Here is a 22,779-nt window from a genome sequence, read left to right on the forward strand (position 1 = left end):
GAGGGTCTGCTGTGAATCGAATTAGTGGAAAACGAAGCCTGGGTGACTCTATTTTCTCGATTACCAATGGCATATTTATGTTGCTTGTTATGGTTGTTACGTTATATCCTTTTTTAAACACCATTGCCGTATCTTTCAATAACGGTCTGGATACGATTCGCGGGGGAATCTATCTCTGGCCGAGAGAGTGGACGCTGCAAAACTATGTTTCCGTGTTCCAAAATCCACATCTGACCCAAGCGGCATTTATTTCAGTTGCCAGAACGGTCATTGGAACCGTGGTACAGCTCTTCTGTACAGCCATGCTGGCTTATGTACTGAGCCGTAAGGAATACATGTTCAACAAGTTTGTAACGACACTCTTTGTGATTACGATGTATTTCAGCGGCGGCTTGATTCCTGGATACATGTTGATCAAACAAGTGGGGCTACTGAACAGCTTCTGGGTTTACATTATTCCCGGACTGATCGGGGTATTCAACATGATTGTCATCCGTACCTATATTCAGGGGTTATCGGAAGGGCTGATTGAATCGGCGAAAATGGATGGTGCAGGAGATTTCCGCATCTTTATGCGCATTGTGCTTCCGCTCTCTAAGCCGGTGCTGGCTACGGTGGCTCTCTTTATTGCTGTAGGTCAGTGGAACTCCTGGTTTGACTCCATGCTCTATACGGCAGGTAACCGCAATTTGACCACCTTGCAATATGAACTGATGAAGCTGTTATCTTCGGCAACGTCACAAGGGGGAACGGTCAATGTGGATCAGTACAAAAATGTGACGAATATGGTCACCCCCGTATCCATTCGGGCAGCCATCACCATTGTGACAGCCATGCCTATTGTCGTGCTTTATCCATTCTTGCAAAAATACTTTGTCACTGGACTCACCATTGGAGGGGTAAAAGAATGAACAATGTTAATCAAGGCGAGCAATGCACGTTTAACAATCCGATCATGCCAGGATTTTATCCAGATCCGTCTGTCTGCCGGGTAGGGGAAGATTTTTATCTGGTCACATCCACGTTTGCCTATTTTCCTGGCGTTCCGATCTTTCACAGCCGTGATCTGGTTCATTGGAAACAGATTGGCAATGTGCTGGATCGTGAGTCTCAGCTTAATCTGGAGGGCGCAGGGCATTCGCAAGGGATCTTTGCACCGACGCTTCGGCATCATGATGGGCTCTTTTATATGATCACAACGAATGTATCTCATGGCGGGAACTTTGTTGTAACCGCTACCGATCCGGCTGGGCCATGGTCTGATCCTTATTTTATTGAAGGTGCAGAAGGTATCGATCCAACCATATTCTTCGATGAAGACGGCAAAGCATACTATTTAGGTACACGGCCTTGCTCGGAAGGCGTCCGTTACAACGGAAACTGGGAAGTATGGCTTCGTGAACTGGATTTGGGTAGCATGAAGCTGGTCGGAGACAGCTATGTTCTGTGGCGTGGGGCGATGGTAGATGTGATTTGGCCGGAAGGACCGCATCTGTACAAAATGGGTGAGTATTATTACCTGATGATTGCCGAAGGTGGCACAGGTCTGAACCATGCGGTTACGATTGCACGTAGCAACAGTCTGACCGAAGGTTACGTCGGCAATCCGAATAATCCGATTATTACGCATCGTCATATGGGCAAGCATTATCCGGTTATTAATGTTGGACATGCTGACCTGGTACAGGCACCTAACGGTCAATGGTTCATGGTGATGTTGGCTTCCAGACCCTATGGTGGGGCTTTCAGTAATCTTGGTCGTGAGACATTCATTGCTTCAGTGGAATGGGAAGATGGCTGGCCTGTCGTCAATCAAGGGCTGGGCAAACTGGAGGAGCAGGGGGTATTGAATCTGCCAGCAGTACCTGTGGAACCAGATCTGCGCTGTGAAAATTTCGACAATGATGAATTGGGCCTGCAGTGGATGTTCCTGCGTAATCCTCAGGAGAACCTGTACTCGTTGACTGAACGCAAAGGTTACCTGCGTTTGAAGCTGAAACCGCAAACATTGAAGGAACTTGAGAATTCCAGCTTTGTCTGTGTACGGCAGCGGCATATGGATTATGTTGCAGCGACTGCGATGGAATTTGTGCCGCAACATGAATATGAGACGGCGGGTCTGGTGGTTATCCAGAATGACCAGTATCACGTGCGAATCGAACGTGCATGTGAAGGTGAGCAGCAGGTGCTGCGGGTAATGACGTGGCTTGGTGGTGAGGAATCACAGGTTGGCCAAGTTGTGCTGGATGGAGAAACTCCGCGTGTTTACATTAAAATGGTGGCGCTAGGACAGCAACTCAGCTTCTACTACAGTACAGATGGAAGTAAGTATCATCTGGTTGCAGGGCAAGTGGATACGACCAGCTTGAGCACGGAAGTGGCTGGTGGTTTTGTTGGGTGCTGTATCGGTATGTTTAGTAGCAGCAATGGCAAGTCTTCTGATCAGGTGGCGGACTTTGACTGGTTCGAATATGGCTCGTACTGATATGTGACGGGCGAATCGTTGAATATCAACGTTTAGCGCTAGAAGTGGAACTACACAGCACTCGAAGTTCACATCATAATAAAGGAAAGCTCAGTCCAGCAGCAGATGCATACTGTATTGAGCTTTTTTGATGTTCGTTAAGAAGAGTAAATAATGATGGTTGCAGAACATTTCATTTGAATTCTTTTCAATTATGACTCGAATGATGTTTTTACGTATGCTCGCAGGTGTTAACCCGATTCAAATTCATTATTTCATTAACATGATGTGCTTCAAATTGATCAAGCAGAGCATCCAAGCCATACTCTAGCTTATGTTCAAGCTCCTCTAGATAAATGGGAAGGATCGCATAGAAGTGCACAGCATGGCCATCCTCCATTTCAAGTGTCAAGAAATCTTCATCGGTCTCAAGCGGAGGCAGTACGATAAAGGCACACATATCTGTATTGTTGGAAAATGGCATGGCCGGGTCGCCATTGGGTACCGTATGCCCCCAACTCAGCCAGGTATCATAGTCATGTGGCAGTCGAGCCATCGTTTTCAACCATCGTATCGGCCAGTAATTATCCTCTTCCTCCAGTTCTTCTTCTAATAGAGGCCAATCTGGAGGTAAACATATCATCAGTTCTGCATACTTATACTCCTCTGCATCTTCAGGGGTGTTCAATGGCAAGGCGCTCATGCCTGTGGTATACAACGTATAATAATTACGCTCAGGTGTTGGACGAATGATATGGACATCGATATGAACTCTATCGGACACCAGCTCATGGAACACAGAGTCGGCTTCGCCAAGATATGTATCCGCGTGTTTCTCAATTCGCTGAAGCCATTCGTCTTCTGCGTAAGAAGTAGATTGCCACTCACGATCCATATCTTGATGCCGAAGAATAGGGACGCCAGAGGGAGAATATTCGGATGAGTTGGACATGCTTACCGCTCCTTTGTACAGGAAAGTAGACTTGCTTTTTCATCATATCATATCGTGTGAATGGAAGTCTGGACTTCGTTCTATGGTATGATAGGAACATGTTGATGAGTTCGATTGAAGGAGCAAAGGGTATGAATCAGAACGTACAACAGTTCAAAGCCGATTTCTTCAAAGCACTGGCACATCCGATGCGAATTCGCATTTTGGAGTTGCTGAGTGAAGGAGATAAAAGCGTCAATGAACTGCAAAGCATTCTTGGAACGGAAGGTTCTGCGGTATCCCAGCAGCTGGCTGTACTACGCAGCAAAAATGTAGTACAGGGCATGAAAGAAGGTACTACAGTCACCTACTCCCTTCGTGATCCGCTGATTAAGGAACTGCTGGCCGTTGCCAAGCAGATCTTCGATAATCATCTGGTCGATGCGATTTCGATGCTGGAGGATATGCGTAAAGACAATTGACACAGGAAACAGGAGCGACCGAAAGTTTGCACGGAGACTCTTGTTTTTTTTGTTTGTGATTAGAGTGCGGGAGTATAATTCTGCGAAAGTGTGATATTTGCATTTGACAAGGCATATATCAGGGAGTAGTGTTCAATTTATATTCAAATATTCAAATATATGAAGAAAAGAAGGTTATGGAGCATGAAAGGCATCGGAAGATATGCGGGTTATCGAATAGCTGATTTTCGGAAGGATCTGATATCGGGGCTGATTGTAGGTATTATTGCGATTCCTCTAGGTATGGCTTTTGCCATTGCCTCTGGAGTAAAGCCGGAATATGGATTGTATACCACCATTATTGCAGGCATTTTGATTTCACTACTAGGCGGGTCAAAGTTTCAGATTGGCGGGCCAACAGGAGCATTCATTCCGATCCTTTTTGCCATTGTCATGCAGTATGGTTATGAAAATTTGCTCATTGCTGGCATGATGGCAGGGCTGATGCTCATTGTTATGGGTGTATTTAAACTAGGAGCATTGATCAAATTTATACCAAGGCCTGTGACGATTGGCTTTACAGCAGGCATCGCCGTTTTGATTTTTAGCGGACAGATCGTGAATGTGCTAGGACTTACGGGTGTCACGAAACACGAGGATTTTTACTCCAATATGAAAGAGATCGGGATGCATATCAGTACGATTAATATATACAGTTTGCTGACAGCGGGGGTATGCCTGGCTGTTCTTCTGCTTGTGCCAAAGTTTGCACCCAAAGTGCCTGCTTCGCTGCTGGGTTTGATATGTTCAACCGTTGTCGCTGCGGTCTTCTTTAAAGATCAGGTAGCTACAATTGGCTCATCCTTCGGTACAATTCCTGGAACCTTACCTGGGTTCCACCTGCCGGAGATCACGTGGGAGCGTATCGTGAATCTGCTGCAGCCTGCTTTTGTCATTGCTATGCTGGGCGGGATTGAATCATTGCTGTCTGCTGTAGTTGCTGATGGCATGACGGGCAGCCGCCATAACAGCAACCGGGAACTGATCGGGCAGGGAGTTGCCAACCTTGTCACACCATTGTTCGGTGGAATCCCGGCGACAGGAGCCATTGCTCGTACGGCAACGAATATTAAATCAGGAGCAGTGTCTCCCTTATCTGGTGTAATTCATGGTGTTGTTGTTCTGCTTGTTCTGATTTTGTTTGCACCGTATGCTTCCCATATTCCTCTTGCCAGCATGGCACCGGTTCTAATGTTGGTGGCCTGGAATATGAGTGAACGAAAATCGTTTGTTTATGTATTACGAACCAGAACAGGGGATTCGCTTGTTTTGCTTCTGACCTTTCTTCTTACTGTATTCACGAGCCTTACGACTGCGGTGGAGGTGGGATTGATTCTGGCGGTCATTCTTTTTGTGAAACGCATGAGCGAAATGCTAAAAGTAGCCAAGGTGCTACCCGATCCAGATCATAAACATGAGAAAGTTATGGCTCATATGGTACGGGAAGGACATGATTGTCCACAGATCAGCCTGTACACGATCGAAGGGCCATTATTTTTTGGTGCAGCGGATATGTTTGAAAAATCGGTTGTGGATTCACTTCCGGAGCGCCCAGGCATGCTCTTGTTGCGCATGGGAAAAGTTCCTTTTATAGATACAACAGGAGAGGCTAACCTGGCTAGTTTAATCAAACATTTTGAACGATCAGGCGGGGTAGTACTGTTGTCAGGTCTTCAGGAGCAACCACTTGAAATGCTGAAGAGAACAGGGCTGCTGGAGCGGATTAATCCTGCACATCGGTTTGAACACACCGGAGAGGCCATTCATTATGCATTAAAGCATCTGAACGTAGAGAAGTGTAGAGGGTGTAAACATTTTGCTTTTCGGGAGTGCAGCGCCTTGTCGGATGATAGCTTAGCCGCTGATTGTAAAAGAAAGTTTGAGTCATCTAATCTTCTACATGTGCAAACGAAACGGTTTATGTAGTTTTCCTGAAACATTAATAGGTATTTTATGTTAAAATGTATATTATTATATTTTTATCCGTAAAAGGGATTATATAAACGGGATTTATATCGGCGAGAACAGTATTTCGAGGTGAATTTTGAATACGATTGAAAACGTTGGAAAAGTAATTGTTAACGTTACCATCTGATGTTTGGATATGTGATTCTCTTTTAATGGAGCATCAAATTCTTCCGATTTTCGAAAAAAACTTTTACTAACTAAATATTAGTATGGATTTTTAATAGATATCGAATAATACAGAATATGTATTTTTTTTTGAACTTCCATGTTAGAATTTGGATGTTAAATAAAATATTATTTATTTAGAGAATAATATCATATTTAGAGAGGGTGAACCAGATGGAAGTAAAGGATATTGAGTTACAATTGAAAAGTATAATTGTAAGTTGTGGTAAGAATGTGAAGTTGGATCAAATAAATGAGGATTCAGATTTAATACAAGAATTAGCATATGACTCGATGAATTTTATACAACTGATAGCCGAATTAGAAATGGAGTTTGATATTGAAATTGATGAGACTGAAATTGATTTAGTTAATCTATCTAAATATAAATCGTTAGTTGAGTTAGTTATTTCAAAACTCGTTAAGTAAAGCAATAATGGAGCTGTGATTATGAGAAAATTAGAGGCTTTAAGATCTTTGCTTGAAGAATGCCAGAAAAACATTCCTTATTATAAAAGTATTATTCCTGAAAAAGTCTCAGAGTGCAGCAAGGAAGAAGTTGTTAGTATATTTGAAAGCATGCCTATTTTAACCAAGGGCGATATAAAAAATAATTATGATCAATTTGTGAGCGAAGAAATATCTCAATATTCAATAGAAAAATTATTTGATATGAATAAAGATTTCAAAAAGGAATACACGTATAATTTCCCAACTAAATCTGTGACAGTTGAGTACACAAGTGGAACAAGTGGGGTACCTTTTGCATCATTTAAAACGCTTTCAGAAAGATTGGTTCTAGGTAGGAGTCTCTGGAAATTACGAAACAATATATACGATGCAAAACCTAACGACTTTTTTTATTTCATGCACACCTTCAAAGATACTTTGTATCCGTTCCCATTTGAAGAGCCAAAGATGCAAAAAGAAAAAATACTTACTGAACTTAATTATTTAGATCGTAGTGATAAAAGTTGGTGGCATGTTAACGGTTATATCATGGAGTACTATCATAATTACTTAAAAAACCATGAACATAACTATCAATTCTATAAACTTGAAATAATTGAAAATAATGGTTCATATATATCCGATGATGAAAAAAGAAAATACAGTGAAACTTTTTCATGTAAAGTTGTTAATAATTACGGAACACGTGAAATTTGGGGTATAGCTTATGATTGCACAGAAGGTCACCTTCATGTAAATGACGATATGGTCATACTTGAAATCGTGGATGAAGACAACAATATAATCAAAAAGCCAGGGGATTTGGGAAATGTGATTGTAACTTCACTATATCAAAAACATATGCCTTTTATTAGATATAAACCTGGTGATTACGCAGAGTACATGAATGGGAAATGTAATTGTGGAAACGAAGCGCCTAGAATTGTTGTCTACCCTGGTAGACACATGATTGCTGGTACCAGAGAGTATGGGAACAGAGTGTTCAAGAATATTATAGTATATGCCGGAAGTAATTATGGAATGAAAAATTATCATTCTATTAGTGTTAGGCAAAAGGACACTAATATTTTTGTAGTTAACGTAAAAGGGATGCGAGAAAACAAAAATGATTTTGAGAATAATTTCACAAAGTCAGCTTTGTTTATAACTGGAAATGATAATTATCGCTTTGAATTTGAATATAACGATTTATTAAATCCGAAAAGTCTATTTACGACAGAGGTAAAATCATAACTAAAATTTCAAAAGGAGTGTTGACAATGTTAAATGAAACAAATGCGTTTGAAAGATTGAAAAAGGTGCTTGCAGAAAGCTTAGATATTGAGCCGAACGATATTCAATTAAATCAGAAGCTCTTTGTAGATTACACTGTGGAATCAACGGAAACACTTGAAATTACATTTAGATTAGAGCAAGAATTTGATTTGACAATGGAAGATGATGAGTTTTGGAATATAGCGAATTTAATTGCAAATAACGGAATGTATAATGGTAAATTTACAGAAGAAGCCGTACAGCTTATTCAGTCAAATTTCGATATTTCAGAAGATGTAATTCAAAGTTTAGATAGTCCGTTTAGCATATATCACCATATCACTATTAATGATCTTTTGAAGTACACATTAAAGAAAACAAATAATTCTTAAGTGGAGGCAGTGCTATGAGGGATAGAAAGGAAATCGAGCAGTTAATTCAGAACAGCAAACATTTCTGTATGGTTCCTTGGGTTCACCTTCATGTAACCGCTCTTGGTAACATGTCTCCGTGCATGAGTTTACTTGAGGGATCGGAAGCTTCGGGTTATGGCAGTTTGAATGAACATTCCTTTCAAGAATTATGGCAAGGGGAAAGAATTAGAAAATTGCGATTGAGAATGTTAGAAGATAAACCTAGCTTCAATTGCAAAAAGTGTTATGAACGAGACTCAATAGGCTACTGGAGTCAAAGAAGAGATTCTAATGAAAAGTATGGGAAATATCTTGACTGGGTAGAAACTACTGATGAGAACGGATATGCGCATGATGCTAAGCCTGTACATTGGGATGTGCGCTTTTCAAATCTTTGCAACTTGAAGTGTCGTATGTGCAGTTATAGCGCAAGTTCAGCTTGGTATGAAGATGCAATCAATTTAGGGCAAATCGATCCTGAACAGGAAACCTCAAAAGTAAGGGGTGTAGAAAACACTGAACCTTTTCTTCAAGAATTGGAGGAATATATACCCTACGTTGATAAACTCCATTTTGCTGGAGGAGAGCCTTTGCTTTTAAATGAAAATGCATACATTCTAGAAAGATTGAGGCATCACAAAAAATTTGATACAGAAATAAAATATAATACAAATTTAACGAATTTATCTCATAGAAGTAAGAATATAGTTGAACAGTGGAGGTATTTCGAGAACATACAATTAAACGTCAGTATTGATGGTGTTGGTGAACGTTGCGAATATGTTCGGAAGAATTTGAATTGGGATAAATTTTTGAAAAATATTGAGATAGTTAAAATGGAGAAAAATGTAGATTTAATTATAAATATAACAGTGAGTATATTTAATATTATGAAACTTGTCGAGATTCATAAGTATATGTATGAGAATAATTACATTAATTTAGACAAAATATGCATAAACTTACTTCACTATCCTGAATTTTATAGTGCCAAATTATTGCCATCAGAGATGAAAAAGCAAGTAACCGAAGAGATTCTTAACCATTTATCATGGTTAAGACAGCAAGCGCCTTATAACGATATAAATCAAGATTACGATCCTGAATCATTAGATCAGTGGGAATCGGTAATAGCTTATATGAATTCTGAGGATTGGACTCATTTAATCCCTAGATTTTTTGAGAATACAGCTAAGTTGGATGAACTGAGAAACGAAAATCTATTAGATGTATTTCCAGAATTAAGGGTGCTTAATGAACATCAAAACAAAGGAATGGGTGCTCTTAAATGAATTTAAACTTGGAGGATAAGGTTGTTGTTATTACAGGAGGGAGTAGAGGGATTGGTAAAGGATTAGTCGAAGCCTTTGCCAGATACCGTTGTAAAGTTTATTTTACGTATCTCTCCAGTTCAAAGAGTGCTGAGGATCTTGCAAGAAGTCTAAACGAACAGGGCTTTTTTGTAAGACCGTTCAAAGTGGATGGTATCTCTTTAGAAGAAGTTAAAACGTTTATAAATGATATTATTTCAGATGAAAAACGTATTGATATTTTAATTAATAATGCAGGTTATATTCCTAGAGGTTTATTTCTTGGAACTGCTGAAGAAACATTTAAACATACAATAGATTCAAACTTATTAGGTGTATATAACTACTGCCAGTCAGTTCTGAAAAATATGATTCTGAATAAACAAGGTGTTATTTTAAATATTACTACTGTTTCATCATATCAACCATCTAAAGGGCAAGCAGCCTATAGCGCTTCAAAAGCTGCTATTGAGTCACTGACTAAAGTGCTTGCTTTGGAATATGGAAAATACAATATTCGAGTAAATAGTATTGCTCCTGGATTGATAGAAACAGAGATTGTTAAAAGTATATCTGACAAAGTAAAGTCAGATATACTTTTAAAGACTCCATTAGACCGTTTTGGTTCTGTAGAAGATGTTTCAGATTCTGCTTTATTTCTAGCAAGTGAAAAGGCAGCATATATTACTGGTGTGCAGTTACTTGTAACTGGTGGAAAGCACCTCTGTTAGTAAGGAGCACAAATGAGATGAAAAGAAAAGTAGTTATTACAGGAATGGGATGTATTAATTCGCTGGGAAATAATGTTAGTGAGGTATGGGGAGCATTTGAAAAAAATAAGATTGGTATTGAGAAATTACCTCAATTCGATGAGAGTTCCTATCATTGTCAATTCGGAGGTGTGATAAAAGGGTTCTCATCTAAGAACCTGGATATTTCAGGGAAAAACATGATGAATTCCACCAACTTGCTTGAAATTGTTGCAGTTATGCAGGCTTGTGAAGAATCTAAAATTGATAGTATCCCAGAAAATATTGACTCAGCTCTGTTTTTAGGAAACAACATGATTAATCTGGATTTCGAAACAATGAGTGTAATTAAGAAGATCTGTCATACAGATGGGAGTCTCGATTTTTCCTTGTTAGGAAAGAATATAAAGAAAATTCCGCCTTTGAGTGGGGTGAAATTACTTCCAACTGTACCATCTCACTTTTTAGCTAAAATGTATGATATTCATGGCGAAGGAAATCTTTTATATAGCGGGGACACTTCGGGGACTCTGAGTATTATACAGTCAGCTAGGGAAATAGAAAGTGGTTTAGTTGACAGATGCATTGTAGCGACTTCGTTTAGCCCGTTTCAACCAAACGAGTTTTCCTGGCTTTGTAAACAGCAGTTTATTAAACGTACTTCTCAAAATGATAATCCTGAAAATCTATCAACTCCGTTTTATTCGGATCATAATGGAGTCATTTATGGTGAGGGGGCAGCGGCGCTTGTTTTAGAAACAGAAGAAACTGCCATGAGGGAAGGAAAGAAAATATTAGGATACATAAATGGCGGATCTTTTAATATATATTCAGGTTCGAACTTTTCTTCTTTATCTGCAGAGGGCTTCAAAAGAAATATTGTGAATACATTAACTCAATCCAATAGTTCTACATCAGAGGTTGATGTAATTTATGCACACGGAACTTCTCACAAAGATTGGGATGAAGCGGAGTTAAAGGCTATTGATGAATTATGGGGAAATGAGACAGTTAACATAAGTAGTTCTAAAAGAAACATAGGATATACTAGTTGTTCTTCAGGTGTGATGGATTGTATCATGGCTGTCCAAACACTACTGAATAATAAATATATCTCACCTATAAAATCGAATGAGATGTCGATCTATCCTGAATTAGAGATAAGCTCTAAATTCATTAGGTCAGACGATTCTCCTATAAAAAAATGCTTAATTAATAGCGCTGGTTTAGGCGGAGGTTACGCATCAATTATAGTTGAGAAGGGAGATATTTCATGAAGGAAAGAGTTGTTATTACTAGAGTAAGTGCCTTAACGCCTATTGGAAATAATTTGGATGAAATTAAGCGGAATCTTTATAATGGTTGTTCCGGGATAAACTATATATCTAGATTTAACACGGATGATTTTGCTGTTAAACATGCAGGAGAAATAGAATTACAGGAATTAGGTACAATTTCTTATCCCGAAGAAATGAATATACAAGGAAAAATGTTCTATTACACATTAACAAATTTATTATCGAAGCTTGAACTACCGTATGCTAAAGATCGTATCGGATGTTTAATCGGAACTGATCCCAATATCGCTTCATTATCTAATCTGGAGCAACTTTTTGGGAGTAATGATGAACTAAAAGTGAATGATATCAATGCAACTAATCCAATGTCTTTGCTTTATTATGCAAGTAAATATTTTAATATACATGGCCCGTCCTTTTGCAATCTTGGCACTTGTTCCGCCTCTACCCAAGCAATTGGATCAGCATATAAAATGATAAAAAATAAAGATATTGATGCTGCGATAGTAGGGGGGATCTCCTCAAAAATCGATCCGATATCAGTGGCGAGGTTAAGTAGGCTTGATGCTTTGGAAGAGACACAAGATAATCTTAAGGACAATTGCAGACCTTTTGATAAGAACAGAAGAGGGTTCACCATGTCAGAAGGATGCGTCCTTTTTTTATTAGAAAGCGAGACGAATGCAAGAAAGAGAAAAGCTGAAATTTTAGGTGTAGTAAGCGGTTACGGAGCTGCATTGGATGGCTACTCCATAACAGACCCGCATATTGATTCAAAAGGTATGGTTCTTTCTATGCAGAGAGCCTTGGAAGACTCCGGTATTGAATATAATCAAGTGGACTATATTAATGCACATGGTACCGGAACAATCAAAAATGATCTTTATGAGACTAAAGCTATAAAACAAGTTTTTAAAGAGAAGGCTTACAAAATGGATATTAGTTCTACAAAATCAATGCATGGTCATCTTATGACTGCGGCTGGTGCTATGGAAGTTTTGGTTTGTTTATTGGCTATAAAACATAAATTTGTCCCACCAACCATCCATCTTCAAGATGCTGATGAAAATTGTGATTTATTCTACAATCCGAAAAATAAAAAAGATAAAAATATTGAGCACGCTATTTCTAACTCCTTTGGATTAGGGGGACAAAATGCTTCGTTAGTTATATCCAAGTTGGTCTAACAAACAACAATATACTGGCTGGGAACCATAAATATTTAGCAACTTGAAGTGAAATTAATTTAAGTAAAAAAGGATAAATATACTATGGATTATATGAAAATGGTTCATTATTTAGAGATTTCATCATCAGAAGTATTATCCGGTTTTATATATAAAGATAATGAAGAATTTTGTGAGCTAGACAAGCCTGTTATTGTACCTATGTACTTACTTTTGGAGGCATTCTTTCAAACTGCTGGGAAAGTAGCTAGAGAGTATTCAAATAATAAATCAGGGGGCAGTATTGTAAGTGTAAGCAATTTATACTTTAAACGCCCCATATTAAGTAATGAATATATTCGAATTCGTGCAAATCTTGTTTCATTTAACGTTTCAAAACGTTGTTTCTTTTTTAAACTAAGCGTGTGCATAGAGGAAGAGGTTGTTATTTCAGATGCGGATATCATTATTAAGCAAGAGGAAGGGATATCATCTAAATATCTTAACAATAGTACACTAACTGACAAAGAAAAAATATTAGAAATCATTGGAGCATTGAATTGATCGTTGTAAGGGGAGGAAACATGATATTAGCACTTAATGTGATAATGACAATTATCTTTTTACTACCAATTATGTTATCTATTGTATTTGTTTTAGAAAGAAAAAAGACATTAAAAAGATTATCTGAAATTAATTCACCATACACCCCTTTTGTTACTGTGGTTGTACCTTTTAAAGGAGAAGATTATCGTTTTGAGGATACTTTGAAGAGTTTGGTGAAGCAAAACTATTCAGGACAATATGAGGTTATTTTTACAAGTTCCGATTCTGAAGGAAAAACAATCGATATATTGAAAATATGGATACCTAGGTATTCGAATATGTTCTTTATTCCATCTACAATAGACTCTAGATTTGAGAATAGAGGAGATAAAATAAACAACCTACTTACAGGTGTGAAAAATGCCTCTGCTCAATCACAGGTTTTCTTATTTCTAGATTCAGATATGGTCGTTCATAAGCACTGGATTAATAATATGGTAAAACCCTTACAATTAGAGAATTGTGGTTTATCCTCCGGGAGTGCCTGGGTTGTAGCAAAAAAGAAAGGAACTTGGGAGTTAGCTACGAGGTATTGGGATTTTTTGGCGGCTACTCAAATTACATTTCCTTTTACTAGCTTCGCCCGTGGCTTATCTATGGGAATTAGAAGGGATGTATATGAAAAGTTAAATATAGATAAAGTGTGGAATGAGGCCTTTCATGACAATTTCACCTTGTCTAAAACAGTAAGAAATAATAAATACAAAATTATTTACGCTCCTTATGCGATCATAGAGGAAAATTTTGATATTGAAGGATTCCAATGGGTGAGTTGGGTTAAGAGGCAGTCGGTACATACACGAATTCACTATAAAAAATTATGGGCCTTTGGTTTTTTCCTGATTACATTACCTAGATTACTTGGAGCACTTTTGTTTATCGCAATGATAGGTTTAGGTGTTTTTTTTCAAGGCGTTTTCCAAACATGGTTTTCTATAGTCCTTTGGCCGCTTTTTCATATTCTTAATGCAATATGTATTGTGGTTTGTGTTTACCCTGATACAAAGCATGTTGATGGAAACGTAATGAGCCTTCGGGAAAAAACAAAATTGGTTTTTGCATCCTATCTTTCAGTCATTTTATCAATTGGTTCTGTTTGGGCAGTTTTTTCTAATAAGATTACATGGAGAAAAATAAAATATCAAAAAAATATATCAATTAAAAGTGAGAAGAAAATATGATTGAGAATAATTATATAAGTGAGATTAGACAGACAATTTATTTGCACGATACTGATTCGGGTGGGGTTGTTTATTTCGGAAATATGAGTAGATTTATTGAAATGGGTTTCACAGAATGGTTTAGGGAGTTTGTGGCTCCTATAAAATCTCTTAACAGTAATTATGGAATATTTTTTGTAGTAAAAGAGAGTAAACAAAAATTTCGAAAGTCAGTTTATTATGATAATGAAATAAGTATACGAACAGAATTGAAAGATATGAAGTTTTATACATTAACGTTTTTAACAGAAGTTAAAGTTAAAGGAGAAGTTCACTATTCAGGAGAGACTACGCTCACGCCAATTGATATTCATAGTGGTCTACCGGTAAAGATTCCGCAAGAAATTCTTAATTTTAAAGGTAAGTGAGGTTGAAGAGATGAGAAGTCTAATGATAGATAAAATAATTGATATCAATGAGCTTTCTATTAAAGGACAAAAGTACCTGTCAATTAATGAAGATATTTACGAACACCATTTTCCAAATAATCCAGTCATGCCTGCAGCGTATATGACTGAAGCGGCAATACAGCTAAGTAGAATATATATTTGGAAAAAAAGCAATTTATCGTATACATTATTCCCGGTTAGTATAAAGAAAATGAAATTTAATAAATTAATTCAACCAGGAGATATTTTGGAACTGGATATGTCTCTTATATATGATGAAGATGAATTTAAAGAGAATTTTGAACTGAAAGCCAAAGTGAACGGCAAAGATAGCAACCAAGAGAGCGTTTTTGAAGGGAATATATTATTCCGAATTGTTCCATTTGATGCATTGCACAATAAGAATTTATGTGAGAATTACCTTGAATTCTTATTCTAATAATAACTATTTGAAGAATTCCATTAAAATATTTGCTGTCAAAATTGATCAAATTATTGAAAGTCAACAATTTGATCAACTTATTAAGTTTTTAGATAAGTCAGAGAGAACAAAGATACAGGGGATTAAAGAAGCAAGAGATGCACAGCGATCCCTGTTCTCGAGATTGCTAATCCGCATTGCTTTGATACAACTATATGGAAAAACGAATGAAGAACTAGTTTTCAAAACAAATCAGTATGGAAAAATCTATTTGAAAAATTTCGAAAATGTATATTTCAACACATCTCACTCAGATGATTGGATTGTTTGTTGCTTAGATACAAATGAGATTGGAATAGATATTGAGAGAATACGTCCTATTAACGTAAATATAGCTAAACGTTTTTTTTCACACGATGAGTATAAATATATAGAGCGCACGACAGGGGACGAACAAATAGTATCCTTTTTCAGAATATGGACAGCAAAAGAAAGTTATGTTAAAGCGAAAGGAATGGGGCTTTCATTAGCTTTGAATTCGTTTTCCATTGATGTTCATGATCAAATATCTAAAACTTACTTACTTAAGGACGAAAACTGGGAGTGCTGTCAATTAAATTTTGATGAGGATTACGCAATGACGATATGTTTCTCTAATGTAAGCACGATCACAAAAAGATTAGGTATATATTATTTATCTTTAGATATGATATTGGATTTAATAAGCAAAAAATTAAATATAAACGAAGTTGCAATTAGTCAAGTTCATAAAGTATCAAGTTGGGGGATATTGAAATCTCCCGATTCGGATAGCTGAGGGATAAAAAATGAAAATACAAGAAAAAGCACAGATTCTATATATATTAAAAATAGTCTTCAGGTATTCTCCTGTGAACGCGTCAATCATGCTAGTTCAACGCATTCTCAACGCATTAATACCGATGCTACAAATTATATTTATTGCTAACTTTATTAACTCTGTACTTAAAGTTGTTAATAACGACAGTCAAATAAGTACAATATACCCTGACGTTATAGCCATTGTAATTTTATTAACGTTCTCTATGCTTTCAGAAAAAGCAATTTACTTTTTCGAAGTGAAAATGGTCAACTCTCTTAAAGTAAAGTTAAGTGTTCCCTTGTTTGTAAAAAATGCTAAATTACCATACATGTATCAAGAAAACACAAAAAGTGCAGACTTAATTGAACGAGTTCTCAAAGAACCTGAAATAGAAATTATAGAAGCTTATAAAAATTTAATTAATTTTATGGGTTTAATTATCTCAACCCTAGGGATTGTATCTATTCTGATATCTAAAGTTTGGTGGACCGGGCTTATTATTATACTCGTATGTATTCCTTTGTTTGGGGTTGCTCTAAAGAGTGGTAGAGCTAATTACGAAGCGAGCCGGGAAACCACTAAACTTGAAAGAAGATATAAATATTTAGGGGAAGTATTAACTGGAAGAGATGGTATAGAGGAAAGAAGTTTATTTGCCTATGGAGAAGTTCTGAACGAAGTTTGGAAGTCAAATTATGAGAAAGCAAGGAAGTTAATATTTAAAACTGAACTAAAATGGTTTGTGAAAATGAAAATGGGGGGTCTAATTACCTCCATAATTTCACTAATTATTATTTTTGCGTTACTTCCATCCGTTTTATCTCAGACGATATCAATTGGTATTTTTATATCGTTGGTAAGTGCAACATTTAATTTAGTTAATAGAATGACTATGGAACTTACGCAAACACTAGATAACATTGCAAGAAACATAGAATTCTCAAAGGACCTACAAAAATTTAGAAATATGGAGGAAACAGAAGAAGCAATTGATAAACCCCATAAGAATCCTATTAACTTCGATTCTTTAGAGTTTGTTAATGTTAGTTTTAAATATCCTGACACAACGAAATATATTATAAAAAATATGTCTTTCAAGATTGTAAAAGGGAAACATTATGCTTTTGTAGGGGTTAACGGCGCTGGGAAATCAACTATTATCAAATTGATTACGCGATTATATGAAGATTTTGAGGGTGAAATTCTAATTAATGGTCGATCAATACTTGAATATAGTTTAGCTGAAATTAAATCCCTTTGTGCAATTGCTTATCAAGACTTCTCTCAATATAATCTCACACTAAAAGAGAATATTGCTCTAGGTGATGTAAACAGTATGGAGAATAATGAGGAGAAAATATCTGAAAGCATCAAAATATTTGGCCTAGAAGAAATGGTTAGAAAATTACCCGATGGTTGGGACACATCCCTTGGGAAACTCAAAAAAAAGAGCGTAGATATGTCTGGTGGGCAGTGGCAACGTATCGCCCTTTCACGATTTATGATTAATCCAGGGCAATTGAGAATTTTAGACGAGCCGACTGCAGCACTTGATCCTCTAAGCGAAAGTCAACTGTATGAACAATTCGAAAAATTAGGCAAGGGAAAAACCACCATATTTATTAGTCATCGTTTAAGTTCTACTAAATTGTCAGATGAAATATTTGTAATTGAAAACGGATGTGTAGTTGAGAAAGGGGCGCACCAGGATTTAATGCAGTTAAATGGCCTCTACTCTCAACTCTACGACAGTCAAAGGTGCTGGTATCAATGATTAAAAAGAATAAGAAAAAATATGAGATAAAATTCTCAGAGATTGTTATAAGAGTATTAGGTATGGCATTTGCTGCCGGCCCAGTATATCTCATTATTAATAATATTATTGCTGTAGTTAATGGGGTGTCGCAAGGGGTTATAACTTATGTTACCCAATTGTTTTTTAACTCTGTGTCAATGGCGATTAGCGATAATTCAAGCGTTAATAATGTGATTATTATGGCTATTGCTCTAGCCTCTACCATAATTTTGTCTCAGATTGTTAATGGTCTAAATAATTTCATGGGAATTAGTTATTTTAAAAAAGTCCTAGGTTATTTTAATCAGAAGATAAATATTAAAGCTTCTAAAATTGATCCTATCGCCTATGAAAATGTAGAAACGTTGGATGACATCAATAAAGCATCACTAGGTGCTAACAACAGTTTGGGACTTCTTTTCACGATTACAACTATATTCTCATACTATCTTCCTTATTTTATTTTTATGTTTATATATCTGTATTCGCTTGATCCGTCGTTGGCATTAGCACTTATTTTTGTTTTTGTACCCGTGGCACTTTCTCAATTCGTTCGGAGTATTATATTCACAAAATTGGAAGATGAAATTGCCCCTTTGAGAAGAGAGTATCTGTACTATGGGAAGCAGTTAGCAGGTAAGGAAACCCGTATCTTAGGTGGAGGAACTTACTTTAAAGAACTTTTATCAACTTCTGTTCAGTTACTTAATAGGGCTACTTGGAAAGCTGAGAAAAAAGTAGGCTTGTTGGATTTAGGAATGAGATTCATTACTGTGTTGGGTTACTTAGGTATAGTATTTCTTTTTATCCGTTCTTTACTTAAAGGAAATATTTCTGTAGGTGCTTTTGCAGCAGTATATGCTTCTATTGACGTTATGTTTGGAACAATGAACGCAATAATAGGAACACATATTGCTAATTTGTCGCAAAATTTGGGGACTATAAAGAATTTTGTCAGATTCCTGAAAATGCCGGAACGGGTGGGGGAGCAAGCCTACCCTGAAAAGAACAATAGTGTATCGATAGAAAATGTATCCTTTTATTATCCAGGTTCTCTTTCTCCGTCATTAGATAATATTTCATTAAAGATTGCAGAAGGAGAAACTATTGCTATCGTTGGAGAAAACGGGTCGGGAAAATCAACGTTAGTTAAAATTTTGCTAGGAATTTATGTGCCTAGTACAGGGATTGTCAAATTGGCGGGACAAGATACCAAAAAAGTAGATCCGAGTGTTCTGTTCAAGAATGTATCAGCGGTTTTTCAAAAATTTCAGAAATATAAAATGACCTTTAAAGAGAATGTAGAGATCAGTGATATTCGTGCAAAGAGCAATATAGGTAAAATAAAGAGCCTATCAAAAGAAGTAGGGATTGACTTTCAGAATGAACGTTTTCCTGAGGGAGAAAATACTATGATATCAAGAGAGTTTAATGGTGTAGAACTCTCAGGAGGTCAGTGGCAACGTTTAGCAATTGCGCGTGGCTTATATAGAAATCATAATATTATTGTTTTGGATGAACCAACGGCTGCTATCGATCCTATTGAGGAACTAAATGTTTATAACACATTTGCTGAAATTGCAAAAGACAAGACTGCAATCATCGTCACTCACCGATTAGGATCAACAAAAATTGCTGATCAAATTATTGTCATGGAGAAAGGTAGAATCATAGAAAAGGGAAGTCACAATGAACTTATGAATGTTAAAGGCAAGTATATGGAAATGTATAGAAAACAAGCTGAATGGTATGAAAGAGATGATATATCTATATAAAAATACAAGAGGGACGTGTGAATTATTCTTATTAACTCATCAGATAAACTGTTGGTGGTCTCTCCTCATGCTGATGACGAAGTATTAGGTTGTGGAGGGTTAATTAGCCAAATGAACAGTGACAGTGTTTATATTGCTCAAATGACAATGGGGAGCGAACTGCGCAAGACGGAATTCCTTAACTTAATGGAACATTGTTCGATTAACAACTACTCAATATTATTTGACGATTCGCTGCATCTTAAATTAGACACGATACCGCTTTCGGTGATTATTACAGAATTGGAGAAGATTATCGAGAAATTTATGCCAACTATCGTTGCGATTCCATTTCCATCATTTAATCAAGATCATGAAGTAGTGTATAGAGCGTGCTGTGCTGCGTTAAGAAGTAAAAAGAAGGGACAGCATATGCCATTGATGACCATTTTGTATGAATATCCCCAGATAAATTGGAGTGGAATTGGTGGTGATTTTCAGCCTAATTTCTATATAGATATTACAAAAGAACTACCAAATAAGATCAAAATGATGAAGTTCTATGAATCACAACTAGTTGATGAAACCTATGCAGTTAGTTTAGCTGGAATAAAGAATATGGCTAACTATAGAGGCAGAGAAATCTCAGTATCTGCTGCTGAAGCATATTATTTAAAAAGACTCATTATCAACTTTTAATAGGAGGGCTTATGAAAATACTAATTACTGGTGGTGCTGGTTTTATAGGATCGCATATCGTGGATGCCTTGCTGTACGAAGGTAAGACGGTTACGGTAATTGATAATTTATCAACTGGGTTAGAGAGGAATATAGAACATAATTATAACAATACAAATTTTCGTTTTGTAAATGAAGACATTTCTAATACAGAACTGTTAGATTCGTTAATTTCTGCTTCTGATCTTGTATTGCACTTGGCATCATCCGTTGGTGTAAGGTATATCATGGATAATCCTTTAAAAAGTTTAGACTCTAATGTATTGAATTCAATTAACCTCATTAAGATATGTGCCAAGCATAATAAAAGAATTTTTTTCTTCTCTACTTCCGAAATTTATGGAAAAAGTAATGCGCCTAATTTGAAAGAAGAAGATGACAGAATTCTTGGACAATCCTTCCGCTGGAGTTACTCTTTAGGAAAAGCTATAGGAGAGAATTACCTGTATGCATACGGTAAAGAACAGAAGTTGGATTATAATATTCTCCGTTGTTTTAATATTGTAGGACCGCGTCAAGTTAGTAATTATGGTATGGTACTACCTCGTTTAGTTATGCAAGCTCTAAAAAATGAGCCTATGACAATTTATGATGATGGTAATCAAATAAGAACGTTCACTTATGTTATGGATTTAGTGAGAATAGTAACATACCTTGTGAATAACAATGAAATTAATCATCAAACGTTTAATATTGGATCAAATAACATTATTTCAATACTCGATCTAGCTAGAAAAGTGCAATCAGTAACAAATAGCAATTCGCCTTTTGTCTTTATACCCTCTACAGAAGTTTATGGAGAACAATTTGATGATATCAGAGTTAGAATTCCAAATATAGAAAAACTAGATGACTTGGGTATTACACATGACTTCTTAGATCTCGACAATATCATATCAAGAATAGTTGACTATCACAAAAGTCAGAACATAGTTACAATCTGAAAATAGAAAAGGCGGATTATATGAATATTTACGATGCAATTTTGACGGGGAAGGAAAAAATATCCATTATAGGACTTGGGTATGTAGGATTACAACTTGCTGTTGAATTTGGTAAGAAAACATCAGTAATTGGGCTTGATAAAAATGAGAATAAGATACTTTCTTATAAAAAAGGTATAGATCCGGCTAACGAAGTATGTTCGAATGAATTAATTATTAGTAACATTCATTTTACTAGCAATGACGACGATTTGAAAAAAGCAAAGTTTCATATTGTAGCAGTTCCAACACCAGTTAACAGTGATAAAACTCCTGACTTAACTTGCATTAAAGATGCTAGTAAAACAGTAGCTCAAAGCTTAACTAAAGGATCTTATGTAGTATATGAATCAACTGTGTATCCAGGTGTGACAGAAGAGATTTGTATTCCGATTTTAGAGGAATATTCGGGATTAACTTGTGGAATCGACTTTAAAGTAGGGTATTCCCCTGAAAGAATAACACCAGGTGATAAAAGGCACTCCCTTATAAATACTATGAAAGTGGTCTCAGGAATAGATAAGGAAGCTTTACATATCATCTCTCAAATATACGGAATTATATTTAGACCAGATAAAATATTTGAAACTACAAGTATAAAAGTAGCAGAAGCGGCTAAGGTTACTGAAAATACTCAAAGAGATGTAAATATCGCTTTAATGAACGAACTATCCATTATTTTTAATACGATGGGAATTGATTCAAAATCAGTAATTCAAGCCGCAGCAACAAAATGGAACTTCGTTGAATACAATCCTGGTATTGTAGGAGGTCATTGTATTGGTGTAGATCCTTATTATCTAACATATAAAGCTGAGCAACTAGGTTATATTCCTGAATTAATACTAGCTAGTAGAAAAACTAATGAAAATATGGGGAAATATATAGCTGAAAACACTATAAAAAAATTGATTCAAGCTGATAAAAAGATAAAAGAATCAAAAATTATGATTGTAGGATTCACATATAAAGAAGATGTGTCTGATATGAGAAACACTAAAGTTATAGATATTATCAAATATTTGAATGATTTTGGAGCGAAAGTTTATGTTACAGATCCATTAGCAGATATAAACGATGCGTTCCATGAATTCGGGATCAAATTGTATGACTACAATGAGCTTGAGGATATGGATGCTATAATTTATGCAGTACCTCACAAAGTATATAAATCTATTTCTTTAGAGTGTCTTAATAAAAAGTTTCGAAATGAGAAAAATGAAAATGGAGTATTAATTGATATAAAAGGGAATTATGAACGAAAAAAAGCTGAAGAGCTAGGTCTTCATTATTGGAGCTTGTAAGATTAAGGGGTGTAGAAA

General features: G+C 36.3%; 22 protein-coding genes. 21 read left to right on the forward strand and 1 reads right to left on the reverse strand.

The genetic code is table 11. The features are described from left to right. The first annotated feature begins 11 nt into the window (after positions 1-11). Positions 12-911, forward strand: a complete 900-nt coding sequence (locus M3629_RS23595; RefSeq protein ID WP_186375587.1) for a carbohydrate ABC transporter permease — start codon at positions 12-14, stop codon at positions 909-911. Continuing rightward, positions 908-2,485, forward strand: coding sequence for a glycoside hydrolase family 43 protein (locus tag M3629_RS23600; RefSeq protein ID WP_251510812.1), 1,578 nt, complete (start codon positions 908-910; stop codon positions 2,483-2,485). The genes M3629_RS23595 and M3629_RS23600 overlap by 4 nt, the downstream gene beginning before the upstream one ends. A 211-nt stretch (positions 2,486-2,696) precedes the next feature. Here the strand turns inward: M3629_RS23600 and M3629_RS23605 are convergent, their stop codons facing one another. After that, a complete protein-coding gene (locus tag M3629_RS23605; protein WP_251510814.1) occupies positions 2,697-3,416 on the reverse strand; it encodes a suppressor of fused domain protein in 720 nt (239 codons plus the stop codon). Between the two features lie 131 nt (positions 3,417-3,547). Here M3629_RS23605 and M3629_RS23610 point away from each other — a divergent pair, with 131 nt between their 5' ends. The 19 genes from M3629_RS23610 to M3629_RS23700 all read left to right on the forward strand — a co-directional run bounded on the left by M3629_RS23610 (position 3,548) and on the right by M3629_RS23700 (position 22,761). Continuing rightward, positions 3,548-3,877, forward strand: a complete 330-nt coding sequence (locus M3629_RS23610; RefSeq protein ID WP_251510816.1) for an ArsR/SmtB family transcription factor — start codon at positions 3,548-3,550, stop codon at positions 3,875-3,877. A 183-nt stretch (positions 3,878-4,060) separates the two neighbouring features. Beyond that, entirely contained in the window at positions 4,061-5,842 is a 1,782-nt protein-coding gene (locus M3629_RS23615; RefSeq protein WP_251510818.1) for a SulP family inorganic anion transporter, read from the forward strand. 381 nt (positions 5,843-6,223) lie between these two features. After that, positions 6,224-6,478, forward strand: coding sequence for an acyl carrier protein (locus tag M3629_RS23620; protein ID WP_251510820.1), 255 nt, complete (start codon positions 6,224-6,226; stop codon positions 6,476-6,478). Positions 6,479-6,499: 21 nt separating this feature from the next. Next, the gene (locus tag M3629_RS23625; RefSeq protein ID WP_251510822.1) at positions 6,500-7,753 is read left to right on the forward strand and encodes a hypothetical protein; all 1,254 of its coding nucleotides are present in this window, start codon (positions 6,500-6,502) and stop codon (positions 7,751-7,753) included. A 26-nt stretch (positions 7,754-7,779) separates the two neighbouring features. Beyond that, positions 7,780-8,166 carry an acyl carrier protein gene (locus M3629_RS23630; protein ID WP_251510824.1) on the forward strand — a complete coding sequence of 129 codons (387 nt, stop codon included), beginning with the start codon at positions 7,780-7,782 and terminating at the stop codon, positions 8,164-8,166. A 14-nt stretch (positions 8,167-8,180) separates the two neighbouring features. Continuing rightward, complete coding sequence (locus tag M3629_RS23635) at positions 8,181-9,479, forward strand: twitch domain-containing radical SAM protein (protein WP_251510826.1); 1,299 nt, start codon at positions 8,181-8,183, stop codon at positions 9,477-9,479. Beyond that, on the forward strand, positions 9,476-10,228 hold the full coding sequence (locus tag M3629_RS23640) for an SDR family NAD(P)-dependent oxidoreductase (protein ID WP_251510828.1): 753 nt from the start codon (positions 9,476-9,478) through the stop codon (positions 10,226-10,228). Before M3629_RS23635 ends, M3629_RS23640 begins: the two co-directional genes overlap by 4 nt. 17 nt (positions 10,229-10,245) lie before the next feature. Continuing rightward, the gene (locus tag M3629_RS23645; protein WP_251510829.1) at positions 10,246-11,523 is read left to right on the forward strand and encodes a beta-ketoacyl-[acyl-carrier-protein] synthase family protein; all 1,278 of its coding nucleotides are present in this window, start codon (positions 10,246-10,248) and stop codon (positions 11,521-11,523) included. After that, entirely contained in the window at positions 11,520-12,731 is a 1,212-nt protein-coding gene (locus M3629_RS23650) for a beta-ketoacyl-[acyl-carrier-protein] synthase family protein (protein ID WP_251510830.1), read from the forward strand. Before M3629_RS23645 ends, M3629_RS23650 begins: the two co-directional genes overlap by 4 nt. An 84-nt stretch (positions 12,732-12,815) precedes the next feature. Then, entirely contained in the window at positions 12,816-13,274 is a 459-nt protein-coding gene (locus tag M3629_RS23655; protein WP_251510831.1) for a hotdog fold domain-containing protein, read from the forward strand. A 20-nt stretch (positions 13,275-13,294) separates the two neighbouring features. Beyond that, positions 13,295-14,497, forward strand: a complete 1,203-nt coding sequence (locus M3629_RS23660) for a glycosyltransferase (protein WP_251510832.1) — start codon at positions 13,295-13,297, stop codon at positions 14,495-14,497. Continuing rightward, on the forward strand, positions 14,494-14,904 hold the full coding sequence (locus M3629_RS23665) for an acyl-CoA thioesterase (protein WP_251510833.1): 411 nt from the start codon (positions 14,494-14,496) through the stop codon (positions 14,902-14,904). The genes M3629_RS23660 and M3629_RS23665 overlap by 4 nt, the downstream gene beginning before the upstream one ends. A 10-nt stretch (positions 14,905-14,914) precedes the next feature. Then, on the forward strand, positions 14,915-15,364 hold the full coding sequence (locus M3629_RS23670; RefSeq protein ID WP_251510834.1) for a 3-hydroxyacyl-ACP dehydratase FabZ family protein: 450 nt from the start codon (positions 14,915-14,917) through the stop codon (positions 15,362-15,364). Then, complete coding sequence (locus M3629_RS23675; protein ID WP_251510835.1) at positions 15,348-16,163, forward strand: 4'-phosphopantetheinyl transferase family protein; 816 nt, start codon at positions 15,348-15,350, stop codon at positions 16,161-16,163. The genes M3629_RS23670 and M3629_RS23675 overlap by 17 nt, the downstream gene beginning before the upstream one ends. Before the next feature lie 10 nt (positions 16,164-16,173). Next, complete coding sequence (locus M3629_RS23680; protein WP_251510836.1) at positions 16,174-17,961, forward strand: ABC transporter ATP-binding protein; 1,788 nt, start codon at positions 16,174-16,176, stop codon at positions 17,959-17,961. Continuing rightward, on the forward strand, positions 17,958-19,757 hold the full coding sequence (locus M3629_RS23685; protein ID WP_251510837.1) for an ABC transporter ATP-binding protein: 1,800 nt from the start codon (positions 17,958-17,960) through the stop codon (positions 19,755-19,757). The genes M3629_RS23680 and M3629_RS23685 overlap by 4 nt, the downstream gene beginning before the upstream one ends. A 54-nt stretch (positions 19,758-19,811) precedes the next feature. Further along, the gene (locus tag M3629_RS23690; RefSeq protein ID WP_353056774.1) at positions 19,812-20,435 is read left to right on the forward strand and encodes a PIG-L deacetylase family protein; all 624 of its coding nucleotides are present in this window, start codon (positions 19,812-19,814) and stop codon (positions 20,433-20,435) included. Between the two features lie 11 nt (positions 20,436-20,446). Beyond that, complete coding sequence (locus M3629_RS23695; RefSeq protein WP_251510840.1) at positions 20,447-21,418, forward strand: NAD-dependent epimerase/dehydratase family protein; 972 nt, start codon at positions 20,447-20,449, stop codon at positions 21,416-21,418. Positions 21,419-21,438: 20 nt separating this feature from the next. After that, the gene (locus M3629_RS23700) at positions 21,439-22,761 is read left to right on the forward strand and encodes a nucleotide sugar dehydrogenase (protein ID WP_251510843.1); all 1,323 of its coding nucleotides are present in this window, start codon (positions 21,439-21,441) and stop codon (positions 22,759-22,761) included. The last annotated feature ends 18 nt before the right edge of the window (positions 22,762-22,779 follow it).

Origin of the sequence: Paenibacillus polysaccharolyticus (genome assembly GCF_023714295.1) — a bacterium.
Taxonomy (GTDB): domain Bacteria; phylum Bacillota; class Bacilli; order Paenibacillales; family Paenibacillaceae; genus Paenibacillus; species Paenibacillus polysaccharolyticus_A.

Bases quoted from the DNA above. Each gene is read 5' to 3' on its own strand.
- M3629_RS23600 (WP_251510812.1), top strand. From the start codon at position 908: ATGAACAATGTTAATCAAGGCGAGCAATGCACGTTTAACAATCCGATC.
- M3629_RS23605 (WP_251510814.1), bottom strand. From the start codon at position 3,416: ATGTCCAACTCATCCGAATATTCTCCCTCTGGCGTCCCTATTCTTCGG.
- M3629_RS23610 (WP_251510816.1), top strand. From the start codon at position 3,548: ATGAATCAGAACGTACAACAGTTCAAAGCCGATTTCTTCAAAGCACTG.
- M3629_RS23615 (WP_251510818.1), top strand. From the start codon at position 4,061: ATGAAAGGCATCGGAAGATATGCGGGTTATCGAATAGCTGATTTTCGG.
- M3629_RS23620 (WP_251510820.1), top strand. From the start codon at position 6,224: ATGGAAGTAAAGGATATTGAGTTACAATTGAAAAGTATAATTGTAAGT.
- M3629_RS23625 (WP_251510822.1), top strand. From the start codon at position 6,500: ATGAGAAAATTAGAGGCTTTAAGATCTTTGCTTGAAGAATGCCAGAAA.
- M3629_RS23630 (WP_251510824.1), top strand. From the start codon at position 7,780: ATGTTAAATGAAACAAATGCGTTTGAAAGATTGAAAAAGGTGCTTGCA.
- M3629_RS23635 (WP_251510826.1), top strand. From the start codon at position 8,181: ATGAGGGATAGAAAGGAAATCGAGCAGTTAATTCAGAACAGCAAACAT.
- M3629_RS23640 (WP_251510828.1), top strand. From the start codon at position 9,476: ATGAATTTAAACTTGGAGGATAAGGTTGTTGTTATTACAGGAGGGAGT.
- M3629_RS23645 (WP_251510829.1), top strand. From the start codon at position 10,246: ATGAAAAGAAAAGTAGTTATTACAGGAATGGGATGTATTAATTCGCTG.
- M3629_RS23650 (WP_251510830.1), top strand. From the start codon at position 11,520: ATGAAGGAAAGAGTTGTTATTACTAGAGTAAGTGCCTTAACGCCTATT.
- M3629_RS23655 (WP_251510831.1), top strand. From the start codon at position 12,816: ATGGATTATATGAAAATGGTTCATTATTTAGAGATTTCATCATCAGAA.
- M3629_RS23660 (WP_251510832.1), top strand. From the start codon at position 13,295: ATGATATTAGCACTTAATGTGATAATGACAATTATCTTTTTACTACCA.
- M3629_RS23665 (WP_251510833.1), top strand. From the start codon at position 14,494: ATGATTGAGAATAATTATATAAGTGAGATTAGACAGACAATTTATTTG.
- M3629_RS23670 (WP_251510834.1), top strand. From the start codon at position 14,915: ATGAGAAGTCTAATGATAGATAAAATAATTGATATCAATGAGCTTTCT.
- M3629_RS23680 (WP_251510836.1), top strand. From the start codon at position 16,174: ATGAAAATACAAGAAAAAGCACAGATTCTATATATATTAAAAATAGTC.
- M3629_RS23685 (WP_251510837.1), top strand. From the start codon at position 17,958: ATGATTAAAAAGAATAAGAAAAAATATGAGATAAAATTCTCAGAGATT.
- M3629_RS23695 (WP_251510840.1), top strand. From the start codon at position 20,447: ATGAAAATACTAATTACTGGTGGTGCTGGTTTTATAGGATCGCATATC.
- M3629_RS23700 (WP_251510843.1), top strand. From the start codon at position 21,439: ATGAATATTTACGATGCAATTTTGACGGGGAAGGAAAAAATATCCATT.